Consider the following 12852-nt stretch of genomic DNA (forward strand, 5'->3'; position numbering starts at 1 on the left):
CAGGTAACTATGGAAGTCAATATTGTAGAACAGTTATTTCCAAATGGTTTGACAGTGCTGACTCAACTTTGTAGTACACTTGTTTTATTTCTGATTGCAAAGTATTTTCTATGGGCATCAGTAAAGAGCTTCTTAAATGCTAGAGCAGAAAAGATGCAAGAAGAACTTGCGTTAAGTCAAAAGGCAAAAGAAGAAGCCTTGGCAGATCGTAAGGTTGCATTAGAGCAGTTGAATACTGCATCTACAAAATCAGAAGAAATCGTAAGTGCTGCAATTCAGCAAGCAAAGCAAGAAAAGAAACAAATCCTTGCCCAAGCTGATAAAGAAGCTGCGGCTGTAAAACAGCGTGCACAAGAACAGATCGAAGCAGAACGCAGAGAGATGTACGCATCCATGAAGAAGGAAATGGTCGATGTCGCATTCAGTGCAGCTGGTAAGTTGATTGGCGAACACGAAGGCGAAAAAGTTGACCGTCAAGCAATTGATGCGTTCGTAAAGGAAGCGGTTGGCGATGGTGAATGAGATAGCTGAACGCTATGGACAAGGACTGTTCGAGCTAGCAACTGAAAATAACACAGTTCGCGAGAAGAAAGCACAATGTGAATCATTGTTAAAAATCTTAAAAGAAAACAATGAAGTTGAACTATTCTTACGCGCAGTAAAAATAACAAAAGAAGAAAAGAAGAACTTTATAACAAATGTATTTGGTAAAGTTGTTGATCAGGATATTTTAAATCTACTAAAATTACTTGTTGATCGTGGAAGAGTTACATATATTGATGAAATTCTACGCAAGTTTGAAGTACTCGCAAATGAGGAACTAGGTATCGTAAAAGCGGTGGTTCATTCCGCACGTAAATTAAGTCAAGAAGACTTAAATAGAATTCAAGAAGCTCTGATTCAAAAGACAAAGAAGACAGTTACAATTGAAAACCATATCGATCCACAAATTATCGCAGGTATTAAAGTGACCGTCGGCAACAATGTTACAGATATCACAACAAAAACAAAAATTGAACGCATGAAGAATGCGATATTGAAAGGAGGACAGGCATGAGTCAAATCAGACCAGAAGAAATCAGTTCTTTGATCAAAGATCAAATTAAAAACTATGAACAAAAGATTCAGTCCGATGATGTCGGCTACGTTATTAGCGTCGGCGATGGAATTGCCATGGTCCAGGGCATCGATAAAGCAATGTCCTCAGAACTTTTAGAATTCCCACATGGCGTTATGGGAATGGTACTGAACTTAGAAGAAGACCATATCGGTGCCGTATTACTCGGTCACGATACTTTGATTCGCGAAGGCGATGAAGTAAAGCGTACTGGTAGAATCGTTGAAGTACCAGTCGGCGATGCATTACTTGGAAGAGTTGTAAATGCGCTTGGTGAAGCAGTTGATGGTGGTGAACCTATCGTAAGTAATAAGTCACGTCCAATTGAAAGAGTTGCGCCAGGAGTCATGACGAGAAAATCTGTATACCAGCCATTAATGACTGGTTTAAAGGTAATCGACTCTATGATTCCAATTGGTAAGGGTCAGCGTGAATTAATTATCGGTGACCGTGAAACTGGTAAGACCGCAATCGCAATCGACGCAATCATCAACCAAAAAGGAAAGAATGTAAACTGTATTTATGTCGCTATCGGACAAAAGGAAAGTACAGTTGCTCGTTTAGTACAGAAGTTACGTGAAAGTGATGCGATGTCATACACAACAATCGTTAACGCTGGAGCTTCGGCAAGTGCTCCATTACAGTACATTGCGCCATATGCAGGTTGTGCAATTGGTGAAGAATGGATGGAACAGGGTAAGGATGTATTAATTGTGTACGATGACTTGTCAAAACACGCAGTTGCGTACCGTACAATGTCCCTATTATTAAGAAGACCACCAGGACGTGAAGCGTATCCAGGTGATGTATTCTACTTACATAGTAGATTACTTGAAAGAGCTGCGAAGTTATCGGATGCCTTAGGTGGAGGATCACTTACAGCACTTCCAATCATCGAAACACAAGCTGGTGATATCTCAGCATATATCCCAACTAACGTTATTTCGATTACAGATGGACAGATTTTCTTACAGACCGACTTATTCGCAGCTGGTGTACGACCAGCCGTAGACTCTGGTCTATCTGTATCCCGTGTAGGTTCTAATGCACAGACAAAGGCGATGAAGAGTGTATCTTCAACCTTGAAGTTAGACTTAGCACAATACCATGAAATGTTGTCATTCTCACAATTTGGTTCCGACCTTGATCCAGTCACAAAGAAGATCTTAAGCCATGGTGCTAAATTAACTGAACTGCTCAAGCAAGGACAATATCAACCATTATCTATGACAGAACAAGTATTATCCTTGTTCGCTGCGAAGAACGGTTATTTGGACCGTGTTGAAATCGAAGATATCGCAAGCTTTGAGAAGAGTATCCACAGATACTTCAAAGAAAACGCAAAAGACGTATGCGATCGAATTGAAACAGAAGCAGTCATCAATGATGAACTACGTTCTAAGATTACGGAAGTGATGGATAAAGTAATCGAACAATACGTACTTGTTAAAGGGGTAAACTAAGATGGCACAATCTAGACAGGCTTTGCGTAGCAGAATTAAGTCTGTCAACTCCACCAAAAAGATTACAAAAGCGATGGAGATGATTGCCAACGCAAAGCTTCTAAAACAAAGAAAAAAGATGGAAGCCAACCGTGAATATGCACAACGTTTACAAGATACGGTCAATGATATTGTCGCAAACAACCAAGACGTTGAAAGTAAGTATCTAGTGCATAATCATAACCCACATACAATGACGATTATCTTCTGTTCAGATTTAGGCCTATGTGGTGGATACAACCAGAATGTCTTTAAGTTAACAAGAGAAACATTGGACCCTACTGACCCAGTATTCTTAGTTGGAACTGCAATCCATCACCAGCTAAAAGAAGCAGGATTTAATATCGTTAACGAAGAACAAATCTCATCAGATAAAATCTCATTTGCGGATTTAAAGAAATGTGTTGAGGATGGTGTAGCACGCTATCAGGCAGGTGAAGTTGGTAAGGTACAAATCTTATATACAAGATTTGTAAATACAATGACATTTACACCAGAGTTGGATGTGTTACTACCATGTACCATCAATCCAGATAAAAAGAAAGAAAAAACAGGAGAACATCAAGAAACACTATTCGAACCGGATCCATCTTCTATATTGGATAGCTTGATTCCAATGATGATTACTGATGTAACGTATTCAGATTGGATGGAATCCACAACCGCAGAACAAGGAAGCCGTCGTGTAGCGATGAAGGCAGCTTCAGATAACGCAGATGAGTTAAGCACAACGCTCAAACTCGAATACAATAAGGCAAGACAAGCCGCAATTACCCAGGAAATAACGGAAATTGTTGGTGGCTCAAGTGCCGTATAGAAAGAAGGTAAAACAATGAGTGTTACAGGAAAAATTGTACAGGTCATTGGACCGGTCATTGATATTCGCTTTGACCCGGAACACTTACCTTCCATCAATAACGCAATTAAAGTAAAAATTGACGATCAGACATCAATGACCGCAGAAGTAGCACAGCACATTGGAGACGATGTTGTTCGCTGCATTGCGATGTCATCAACAGATGGACTTGTTCGTGGCATGGAATGTACAGATACAGGGGCACCAATCGAAGTACCAGTTGGTGATGAAGTATTAGGACGTATGTTTAATGTACTTGGTGAGCCAATTGATGGATTAGGTGAGGTACACGCAAAACACAAATTACCAATTCATAGAGACGCTCCAACATTTGCACAACAACAGACAACTAGTGAAATTCTAGAAACAGGTATCAAGGTTATCGACTTACTATGCCCATATTCTAAGGGTGGTAAGATTGGTTTATTCGGTGGTGCAGGTGTAGGTAAGACAGTCTTAATGCAGGAATTAATCCACAATATCGCAATCGAACATGGTGGACGTTCTGTCGTTGCGGGTGTCGGTGAACGTACACGTGAAGGTAACGACATGTACCATGAAATGGAAGAATCTGGCGTATTAAAGAATACAGTTCTTACATACGGACAGATGAATGAATCACCAGGTGCGAGAATGCGTGTAGCACTATCCGCACTTACAATGGCTGAATACTTCCGTGATGAAGAACATCAAGATGTATTATTATTTATCGATAATATCTTCCGTTTCACCCAGGCAGGTTCAGAAGTATCCGCACTACTTGGTCGTATGCCATCTGCAGTAGGATACCAGCCAACCCTTGCGACAGAAATGGGTAGATTACAAGAGAGAATTACATCAACCGATCAAGGTTCTATTACATCCGTACAGGCAATTTACGTGCCTGCCGATGACTTAACAGACCCAGCTCCAGCAACAACATTCTCACACTTGGATGCACGTCTTGTATTAGACCGTTCCATCGCTGCGCTAGGTATCTATCCAGCGGTTGACCCATTAGGATCTTCTTCACGTATGTTAGATCCACTTGTCATTGGTGATGAACATTATGAGGTAGCTCGTCAGGTTCAACAAATCCTACAAAGATATCGTGAACTTCAAGACATTATCGCAATCTTGGGTATGGAAGAATTAGGCGAAGAAGACAAGAAGATTGTCGCAAGAGCACGTCGTGTTCGTAACTTCCTATCACAACCATTCTCCGTTGCGGAACAATTCTCAGGAATTCCAGGTATTTATGTGCCAGTCGCAGATACAGTTAGAAGCTTCAAAGAAATTCTTGAAGGAAAATATGATGATTTACCGGAAGCCGCATTCCTAAGCGTTGGAACAATCGAAGACGTTGTTAAGAAGGCAGAGTCACTGAAATGAGTATGATTCATTGCCGCATCGTAACACCACATGGTGTATATAAAGAGTTAGATACATCTATCCTAAACATAGAAACACAGGATGGTCAAAGAGGTATCTTACCTGAACATATGCCAATTGTGACAATGTTGCGAATAGGTAAGATGACAACAGTCGAATCCGGAAAACGAATGGAATATGCGGTGACTGGAGGACTATTCTACTTTAGAGATAACAAAGCTGAAATCATGGTCGACGCAATCGAAAACAAAGATGAAATCGATGTCGAACGTGCAATCGCTGCGAAGATCCGAGCAGAACAACGTCTACAGTCAAATGATAAGAACGTCGATCAAGTTCGTGCAGAAATCGCATTAAAGAAAGCATTGAACAGATTAAACGTCAAAGGATAAAAGAAACAGATGGTGAAGACATTCTTCATTATCTGTTTTTTATATATGGTATGATAAGACCATCGAGGTAACAATATGATTAAAAAATACTATCAGTCACTAAATAGTTTATTGTATGGACCGTTCATGACACCACTTGTATTCCTAGTGTTCGCATTAGCGTTTTTCTATCAAAAAAAGGGAATTCAAGAATTACGTTATGCGATGATGGTAGGTACAGCTATCTTGGGTGTCATCCTAGTTATGTACTATACAAAGAAATTTAAAATATCACGGGCACTAAAATCAATTCACAATATCGAAGAATACGAAAAAGGTGGTGTGATAGACCGTAGTTGGATCTTAAATGACCGTATGATTGCATGCATTGGATTAAACATGCATGAAGAATCCACAATGGACATTCAAGTGATGAAGGTCGAAGAAGGAAAACACGGTAAGTTAACCATCTACCTTACAAATAAAGAAAAAACCTTCTCACTTAGCTGTCGAGATAAAGGAGAAGCGAGAAGATTTGCAGGATACTTACAAAAGAGAAATCCAAATATCAAACTAGAAAATATTCAACCAGAAGGTAATGGTACATTACAAGATTTAGGCGCATTATAGAAAAAATGTGATGTATATAGTTTGTATTTGTCGAAAGGAGCGAAAATGATGAAAAACTATATCATTCATAAATTAAGGAAAGATACATGGAAAGGAACACTGTTACCTATCGAATACACATCAAAAGAATACTACGATGTAGATATGCAAAGAACAGATGATGGTTTTCAGATTTCAATTCAAAAGAAAAAATTTAAGAAACCATTTATACATAGTTTAAAGGACTGCGAATATCAGGATAAGCTTTACGAAGACTGGTGGGAAGATGCGGAAGCCTATGGTATTACAGAAGATAACAAATTACTTGCGGCAATTGAAATTTGCCCAGAAAGTTGGACAAATCGATTGATTATTACAGAACTATTTGTTGATGAGAAGTTGAGAGGGCAAGGGTATGGTAAGAAGTTGTTAGACATTGCCAAAAGGATTACAGTAGAAAAAAACTATCGTACATTGATTTTAGAGACACAATCATCAAATATAAATGCAGTTGACTTCTACCTGCATGCAGGTTTTACCTTAATAGGTTTTGACAGTTGTTGTTATACAAACACTGATTTAGAGCGAAAGGAAGTTCGTCTTAATATGGGATGGTTTCCTATAAATACAAAATAATGTAACTTAAATGTGAACCTCCTAAGTTATTATAGAAAACTTAGGAGGTTCACTTTATAATTGCATGATTATTTTTGTGGTAAATCAATTTGTGTAAATGGAACATTACTAACAAACTTAAATACTAAAGAAACAAGATTACCATTTACCTCTACAGGAACAGATACAGTATCATGATTGATACTCATAAAATACTTCTTATCTTTTGTTTGAATATAGTAAGAGTCTGTGTATTGTGTCTGTTCGTGCTCTAAAGTACCTTCTACGTAAACTTTATCGAGGAAAATCTTTACAGAATGATCATCGTAGATTTCCATGTTGTAAGCACCATTTGTATTTGAATCCATCGCTAGATAATGCCCTTTTCCTATAGAAATTGTTGTGTTTAACTTCACGAAGAGATAGATACTAATACAAATAGACGCAAATAAGATGAGTAAAAAACCTGAGATTAAAACCTTTGTGCTAGTTTTATGCATGCTTTCACCTCACAATTTTAAGAAATAATGATAAATAGTAGATGTATTGGTATCTTTAGTATATCGCTTCTAGAATGAGAAATGAATATTTGAAGCAAACTTCAAATATTTTCAAAAATACATAAAATTTGTAGTATACTTCAAATTTATTGATTCAATAATTCAACTTTTCTACGTTTTCCTTTGATAGTAAAATCTTCAAAACGAGATAAAATATCATCCTCTTTGCAAAGAATTGTAACAGTTGAGAAGCGGTCTTGAACTTCAAGTGTGCCAATTTCATCAAAGGAGAATATAGTACAAAGTGCACCGATGATATCTTTTGGACGTATCTTATCATTTCTACCTGCTCGAATTAGAAGTTGTGTTACTTGCGTAGAAGGCACAGCCTTTTTTTGATATGGAATCGATAAATCAACAGGATGTGTATCTTGTGGTGTATATGCTTGACTATGCATGCGAATATATATACCAACTTCAGATTTCATCTCTTCGGCTGAAAGCAGTGAAATGGAAATACCTTCATCACCTTGATGCGCAGTACGACCTGAGCGATGAATGAATGTTTCAGTATCAATAGGAATATCATAATGAATCACATGAGACAGCTCACGGATATCAATACCTCTAGCAGCCGCATCAGTCGCAACTAATACACGTATATCACCTTTGCGGAAGTCGCTCATGATGGCGATACGTTTTCTCTCATCAAAATAACCGGAGAAAGCAGAACTAAGAATATGATTGCGTAGTAGTAGATTTGATAATTCAACTGCGGTACTGCGATGGTTTACAAATACAATCGCCGATGTGATTGGTAGTGATTGCAAAAGAGATAATAATGTGTCTTTTTTATTTTCTGTCTCAAGATAGTAAGAACTAATCTTTTCATTCACCGATACACTTCCTTGCAGCACTTCTTCAAATGGTGTATCAAAGTAAGTTTGAATTGTGTCATTTTTTGTGGCAGATAAACAAATTGTTTGAACACCTTGAATTTCTTTTCGTAATTGATTTACATCTTCTGATTGGCCAGTTGAGTAAACTTGATCCGCTTCATCAATGATAAACAGTGATAACTTTGAAAGGTCAAAGGCACCTTGTGTATATAAATCTAATAATCTACCAGGTGTTCCGATAATGATATGCGGACGATGGCGTAGTGCGTTGAGTTGTCTATCGGAATCCATACCACCAATTAGTGTTACGATATGTACTTTTGTATAGGAAGCTAATAGCTTCGCCTCTAATGAGATTTGAATTGCGAGTTCTCTTGTTGGTGCGATGATTAAAACAGAAGTAAAATCATCACTCTCTTGAACCTGCTCAATCGCAGGAATAAGATAGGATGCAGTTTTTCCACTGCCTGTTTTGGCTAAAACAAATAGACTTTTTCCATCTTGAATCATTGGGATGACTGTTTCTTGAATCGGTAATAGGGAATGATAGCCCATTTCATTAAGGGCATTTTGTATAGAATTTGATAGTTTCATGGCTTAATCTTAGCACACATTAAAAAAACTTCTGAGTTAACATGCAGAGAGTTGATAAAACTAGTACAATAATAGTGGAAAACTGGAGGGTTAGCATGTTTCAGGATACTATAGCCGCAATCGCCACTGCCGATGCGATGGGAGCCATCTCCGTCATTCGTATTTCTGGTGGTGACGCAATTCAAATCATTACCGACTTAACAGGCAAAGATTTTAGTAATGCCAAGGGATATACAATCCATTACGCAACTATCAAAGAAGGGAATGAATCTGTTGACGAAGTACTCGTCAGCCTTTTCCGTGCACCGAAATCCTATACTGGTGAAGATGTTGTGGAAATCTCTTGTCATGGTGGCGTCTATATCACAAGAAAAGTATTGTCCCTGATACTTGGTGCGGGTGCACGTATGGCACGACGTGGAGAATTTACGGAACGCGCATTCCTTAGTGGAAAGATGGACTTGTCCCAAGCAGAAGGTATCAATGACTTAATTTGGGCAAAGGATGAAATTAACGCAAAGAGTGCAATTCATTCACTAAAAGGTTCTGTTGCGAAATTAATGCGACCATTGGAAGAGGATTTGACACAAATTATTTCCAATATCGAAGTAAATATTGATTATCCTGAGTATGATGATGTACATCAATTAACAGAGGAAGAAATTCTACCAAAGGCAGAGAAGTGGATTGATGATATTCATCGGATTATCGTAACAGCCCAACAATCTGCAGTGATTAAAGAGGGGATTAACACCGTTATCTTGGGGAGACCAAATGTAGGGAAGTCATCCTTGTTGAATGCATTGTTGGAAGAAGATAAAGCTATCGTTACGGATGTGGCTGGAACGACAAGAGACCTTGTGGAAGGAACTGTACGACTAAATGGCATTACATTAAATCTAATCGATACTGCAGGTATTCGTAAGAGTGATGATGCGATTGAACAAATTGGTATTACCAAATCCCTACAAGCATTAGAAAAGGCACAGCTTGTGATTGTTGTATTAGATGGTTCTGAAGAATTAACGGAAGAAGACCAAGAACTATTAGAAAAGACAAAGAATCATAATCGTATCGTTGTATACAATAAGAAAGATAAAGATAGCATGCATGCAGGTATATCTATCAGTGCTATTCAGAAAGATATTACAGAACTTACAAATGCGATTGTGGAGAAATATCAAAGTGAGTATATCGCAGCCAATAGCGATACTCTAAATAACGAAAGACAGATTGGCTATGCATTACAAGCAGAACAAGCAATGAACGATGCAGTAAATGCATTACATGCAGGTGTGGAGCTTGATTTAGTAACAATCGATTTGGAAAAGGCGTGGACTGCATTACGACAGATCACTGGAAAGGCAGGCAAGGAAGATCTCTTAGATGAAATCTTCTCACGCTTCTGTTTGGGAAAATAAGATGAGTGAATTACATTATGTAGATACCCATTGTCATTTGATGGGAGAAGAGTTTCAAGAAGATTTAGAAGAAGTTATCGCACGCTGTAAAGAAAAGCATGTGGATAAATTAATGATTATTACATTATCACTAGAAGAAACAAAACGAGCAATCGAATTTGCAAGACGTGACCCAGAAAACTATAAAGTTGCGGCAGGTATCTTCCCAGAAGATGTGACGAAGGTAGATGAGAACTATTGGAATGAATTCTGTGAGTTAGCCAAAGACCCAATGGTAACTGCAATTGGAGAGATTGGGCTAGAGTATCACTGGGTTACAGATGAAGCTGATCGTGCTGTACAACGTGAGTACTTCGTAAAGTTAATCGAACTTGCTAGAGAAGTAAATAAACCAATCCTAGTACATTCTAGAGATGCCATGCAGGATACCTTTAATATCATGAAGGAACATCACTGGAAGGGGTTATTACATTGTTTCCCTGGTTCAAAAGAGATGGCAAAAGAATTCACGAAACTAGGTTATTATATCGCACTTGGTGGGGCGTTGACATTTAAGAACGCAAGACACTCTGTAGATGTCGTAGAGACGATCGACTTAAACTACTTACTCAGTGAAACAGATGCGCCATATATGGCACCAGTTCCAGTTCGTGGTACTCGAAATGAACCATCCAATATTACATATATCATAGAAAAGATGGCAGAGATTCGAAACATACCAGTTGAAGATATGGCTGCACAAATCGATGCCAACTGGACTAGATTCCTGGAGGAAGCAGATGGATCGCATTCATGAGATAATTGTTGTGGAAGGTAGACATGATACACAACAATTAAAGAAGTACTTTGATTGTGAAACGATAGAGACAGGTGGCAGCAGTATTGACGATAAAGTCATTGAACAGATTCGCTATGCGGCAAGCACACGAGGTGTAATTGTCTTTACTGATCCAGATACACCAGGGAATCAAATCCGACATATCATCAATCAACATATTCCTAACTGCAAAAATGCATTTGTGGAGAAGCGCAATGCACGTACAGAGAAGAAGGTGGGTATTGAACATGCGGATAAAGAAACGTTGTGGAATGCGCTACAGAATGTTGTGACTATCACCAATGAACCAAAGGGTAGTTTAACGATGAGTGATTTATTTGAAATTGGTTTAAGTGGTCAATCTGATAGTGCAGAATTACGACGTAAAGTTGGAGAATACTACCATGTTGGGGATGGCAATGCGAAGACCATGCTTGCAAGGTTAAACTGTCTTGCGATTACCAAAGAAGAATTACGAGAGGTTATAGATCAATGAAAAAATTAATTTCAACACCATCTCGCACAAAAGAGATACTAGACCAATTTGGATTACGGGCGAAGAAAGGCTTTGGCCAGAACTTCTTGGTTGATCCAATTATCGTAGAACGCTGTGCTGAAATGTCACATTGTGAAGGTGCAGTTATCGAAATTGGTCCAGGTATTGGAAGTTTAACCGAACAACTCGCAATGCATGCTCAACACGTACTTGCATTTGAGATAGACGAAGGTTTAATTCCAGTACTAGAACATACTTTAGAAGACTATTCTAATGTAGAGATTATCTTGCAGGATTTCTTAACATGTGATTTAGATGAAGTTGTACATGCATTAAAAGAAAAGTATAAAACTGTATCCGTATGTGCAAACCTACCATACTACATCACGACACCAGTACTGTTTAAGATATTTGAAAATCCAGATATCTCTTATATTACAGTTATGGTACAGAAGGAAGTTGGTGATCGCTTTGTCGCAAAACCAAAAGATCCTGAATACAATGCCTTATCTGTAGAGGGACAATATTTATTCGATATCAAGCGTTTATTTACAGTGCCGGGAAGATCTTTTAATCCATCTCCAGCTGTCGATAGTGTTATTATCCAATTCGCAAGAAAGAATAACGACGCAAGCAATGAAGAGATTCGAGATTTCTTCGAATTAGTACGTGCATGTTTCAAACAGCGTCGCAAGACTGTATACAATAATCTGAAAGAATATTTGGATGACGGTTCTAAGGCAACAGAGATACTAGAGAAGGCAAATATCCCTGTAAATAAACGTGCACAGGAATTAACTATCGATGAATTAAAACAAATTCATGAGGTCATGAAATGAAAGAGCGAGCATACGCAAAAATAAATCTGTGTTTAGATGTTGTGGGAAAACGTGAAGATGGCTACCATGATTTAAAAATGATTATGGTTCCAATCAATTTCTATGATGTTTTAGAAATGGAATTTGCGGAAGAAACGACACTGGAATTAAATCGAGACTATCTACCGATCAATGATAAGAATACAATCGTAAAGGCGATTCATATCATGCAGGAAAAGTACAATCTAAAAGACGAATTTTGCTGTCGATTAGAGAAACACATTCCTACAAGAGCTGGCCTTGCGGGTGGTAGCGCAGATGCGGCTGCAGCGATACGCATGATTAATCGTATGTGTAATCTACATCTTACAAAAGATGAGATGATTGCGGTTGGTAAGGAAGTTGGTGCAGATGTACCATTCTGTATCCTTAATCGACCTGCATTTGTGGAAGGGATTGGTGAGAAGATTACAACTTTCTCATGTAGTCCAGATTTCTACTTATTACTGATAAAACCACGCAAGGGTGTATCGACTGCGGAAGCTTTCCATATCGTAGATGAACAAGAAGGTATTCATCCGGATTGTAAGGCGATGCAAGAAGCGCTAGAATACAATGATTATGAAGGCATCATCAGCAGTTTAGGTAACTCGATGGAAAATGCCGCAATGACACTTGTGCCAGAAATCCGAAAGGCAAAACAAGACTTATTGGACTTAGGCTTTGATGGCGTGCTGATGTCGGGTAGTGGTTCAACTGTATTTGGTATTACAAAAGATGTAGAGTTATTGGACCGTTCCATTGATATATTAAAAAAGAAGAGATACTTTGTTAGAAAGACAACAGTACATACGCGATAAATCATG

General features: G+C 38.4%; 15 protein-coding genes. 13 read left to right on the forward strand and 2 right to left on the reverse strand.

The window, feature by feature from the left end:
* Positions 1-9: 9 nt before the first annotated feature.
* The 8 genes from RWM19_RS01855 to RWM19_RS01890 all read left to right on the forward strand — a co-directional run bounded on the left by RWM19_RS01855 (position 10) and on the right by RWM19_RS01890 (position 6462).
* Positions 10-522 (forward strand): ATP synthase F0 subunit B, encoded by a 513-nt coding sequence (locus RWM19_RS01855; RefSeq protein WP_313983021.1) that lies wholly within the window; start codon positions 10-12, stop codon positions 520-522.
* Entirely contained in the window at positions 512-1057 is a 546-nt protein-coding gene (locus RWM19_RS01860; RefSeq protein WP_313983023.1) for a F0F1 ATP synthase subunit delta, read from the forward strand. Before RWM19_RS01855 ends, RWM19_RS01860 begins: the two co-directional genes overlap by 11 nt.
* Positions 1054-2580 (forward strand): F0F1 ATP synthase subunit alpha, encoded by a 1527-nt coding sequence (atpA, locus tag RWM19_RS01865; protein WP_313983025.1) that lies wholly within the window; start codon positions 1054-1056, stop codon positions 2578-2580. Before RWM19_RS01860 ends, atpA begins: the two co-directional genes overlap by 4 nt.
* Before the next feature lies 1 nt (position 2581).
* Complete coding sequence (atpG, locus tag RWM19_RS01870) at positions 2582-3436, forward strand: ATP synthase F1 subunit gamma (protein ID WP_294024642.1); 855 nt, start codon at positions 2582-2584, stop codon at positions 3434-3436.
* A 15-nt stretch (positions 3437-3451) separates the two neighbouring features.
* Positions 3452-4846, forward strand: coding sequence for a F0F1 ATP synthase subunit beta (gene atpD / locus RWM19_RS01875; protein ID WP_294020656.1), 1395 nt, complete (start codon positions 3452-3454; stop codon positions 4844-4846).
* Positions 4843-5238 carry an ATP synthase F1 subunit epsilon gene (atpC, locus tag RWM19_RS01880; protein WP_294022679.1) on the forward strand — a complete coding sequence of 132 codons (396 nt, stop codon included), beginning with the start codon at positions 4843-4845 and terminating at the stop codon, positions 5236-5238. Before atpD ends, atpC begins: the two co-directional genes overlap by 4 nt.
* A gap of 75 nt (positions 5239-5313) precedes the next feature.
* Entirely contained in the window at positions 5314-5847 is a 534-nt protein-coding gene (locus RWM19_RS01885) for a hypothetical protein (protein WP_313983028.1), read from the forward strand.
* 45 nt (positions 5848-5892) lie between these two features.
* A complete protein-coding gene (locus tag RWM19_RS01890) occupies positions 5893-6462 on the forward strand; it encodes a GNAT family N-acetyltransferase (RefSeq protein WP_313983030.1) in 570 nt (189 codons plus the stop codon).
* A 68-nt stretch (positions 6463-6530) separates the two neighbouring features.
* Here the strand turns inward: RWM19_RS01890 and RWM19_RS01895 are convergent, their stop codons facing one another.
* Complete coding sequence (locus RWM19_RS01895; RefSeq protein ID WP_313983033.1) at positions 6531-6941, reverse strand: hypothetical protein; 411 nt, start codon at positions 6939-6941, stop codon at positions 6531-6533.
* 146 nt (positions 6942-7087) lie between these two features.
* The gene (locus RWM19_RS01900; protein WP_313983035.1) at positions 7088-8434 is read right to left on the reverse strand and encodes a DEAD/DEAH box helicase; all 1347 of its coding nucleotides are present in this window, start codon (positions 8432-8434) and stop codon (positions 7088-7090) included.
* A gap of 95 nt (positions 8435-8529) precedes the next feature.
* Here RWM19_RS01900 and mnmE point away from each other — a divergent pair, with 95 nt between their 5' ends.
* From mnmE to ispE, 5 genes are read left to right on the forward strand one after another with little or no spacing between them, the layout of a single operon-like run.
* Entirely contained in the window at positions 8530-9855 is a 1326-nt protein-coding gene (mnmE, locus tag RWM19_RS01905) for a tRNA uridine-5-carboxymethylaminomethyl(34) synthesis GTPase MnmE (protein ID WP_313983038.1), read from the forward strand.
* Position 9856: 1 nt separating this feature from the next.
* Positions 9857-10651, forward strand: coding sequence for a TatD family hydrolase (locus RWM19_RS01910; protein WP_313983040.1), 795 nt, complete (start codon positions 9857-9859; stop codon positions 10649-10651).
* Positions 10635-11168, forward strand: coding sequence for a ribonuclease M5 (gene rnmV, locus RWM19_RS01915; RefSeq protein WP_313983042.1), 534 nt, complete (start codon positions 10635-10637; stop codon positions 11166-11168). The genes RWM19_RS01910 and rnmV overlap by 17 nt, the downstream gene beginning before the upstream one ends.
* Positions 11165-12007 carry a 16S rRNA (adenine(1518)-N(6)/adenine(1519)-N(6))-dimethyltransferase RsmA gene (gene rsmA, locus RWM19_RS01920; protein WP_313983044.1) on the forward strand — a complete coding sequence of 281 codons (843 nt, stop codon included), beginning with the start codon at positions 11165-11167 and terminating at the stop codon, positions 12005-12007. Before rnmV ends, rsmA begins: the two co-directional genes overlap by 4 nt.
* Positions 12004-12846, forward strand: a complete 843-nt coding sequence (gene ispE, locus RWM19_RS01925; RefSeq protein WP_313983046.1) for a 4-(cytidine 5'-diphospho)-2-C-methyl-D-erythritol kinase — start codon at positions 12004-12006, stop codon at positions 12844-12846. Before rsmA ends, ispE begins: the two co-directional genes overlap by 4 nt.
* The last annotated feature ends 6 nt before the right edge of the window (positions 12847-12852 follow it).

Source organism: uncultured Solobacterium sp., from assembly GCF_963517755.1.
Classification (GTDB): Bacteria; Bacillota_I; Bacilli_A; order Erysipelotrichales; family Erysipelotrichaceae; genus Bulleidia.

What these genes read in the sequence shown, in the direction of transcription:
- RWM19_RS01855 (WP_313983021.1), top strand. Translation starts at nt 10, where the DNA reads ATGGAAGTCAATATTGTAGAACAGTTATTTCCAAATGGTTTGACAGTG.
- RWM19_RS01860 (WP_313983023.1), top strand. Translation starts at nt 512, where the DNA reads ATGGTGAATGAGATAGCTGAACGCTATGGACAAGGACTGTTCGAGCTA.
- atpA (WP_313983025.1), top strand. Translation starts at nt 1,054, where the DNA reads ATGAGTCAAATCAGACCAGAAGAAATCAGTTCTTTGATCAAAGATCAA.
- atpG (WP_294024642.1), top strand. Translation starts at nt 2,582, where the DNA reads ATGGCACAATCTAGACAGGCTTTGCGTAGCAGAATTAAGTCTGTCAAC.
- atpD (WP_294020656.1), top strand. Translation starts at nt 3,452, where the DNA reads ATGAGTGTTACAGGAAAAATTGTACAGGTCATTGGACCGGTCATTGAT.
- atpC (WP_294022679.1), top strand. Translation starts at nt 4,843, where the DNA reads ATGAGTATGATTCATTGCCGCATCGTAACACCACATGGTGTATATAAA.
- RWM19_RS01885 (WP_313983028.1), top strand. Translation starts at nt 5,314, where the DNA reads ATGATTAAAAAATACTATCAGTCACTAAATAGTTTATTGTATGGACCG.
- RWM19_RS01890 (WP_313983030.1), top strand. Translation starts at nt 5,893, where the DNA reads ATGATGAAAAACTATATCATTCATAAATTAAGGAAAGATACATGGAAA.
- RWM19_RS01895 (WP_313983033.1), bottom strand. Translation starts at nt 6,941, where the DNA reads ATGCATAAAACTAGCACAAAGGTTTTAATCTCAGGTTTTTTACTCATC.
- RWM19_RS01900 (WP_313983035.1), bottom strand. Translation starts at nt 8,434, where the DNA reads ATGAAACTATCAAATTCTATACAAAATGCCCTTAATGAAATGGGCTAT.
- mnmE (WP_313983038.1), top strand. Translation starts at nt 8,530, where the DNA reads ATGTTTCAGGATACTATAGCCGCAATCGCCACTGCCGATGCGATGGGA.
- RWM19_RS01910 (WP_313983040.1), top strand. Translation starts at nt 9,857, where the DNA reads ATGAGTGAATTACATTATGTAGATACCCATTGTCATTTGATGGGAGAA.
- rnmV (WP_313983042.1), top strand. Translation starts at nt 10,635, where the DNA reads ATGGATCGCATTCATGAGATAATTGTTGTGGAAGGTAGACATGATACA.
- rsmA (WP_313983044.1), top strand. Translation starts at nt 11,165, where the DNA reads ATGAAAAAATTAATTTCAACACCATCTCGCACAAAAGAGATACTAGAC.
- ispE (WP_313983046.1), top strand. Translation starts at nt 12,004, where the DNA reads ATGAAAGAGCGAGCATACGCAAAAATAAATCTGTGTTTAGATGTTGTG.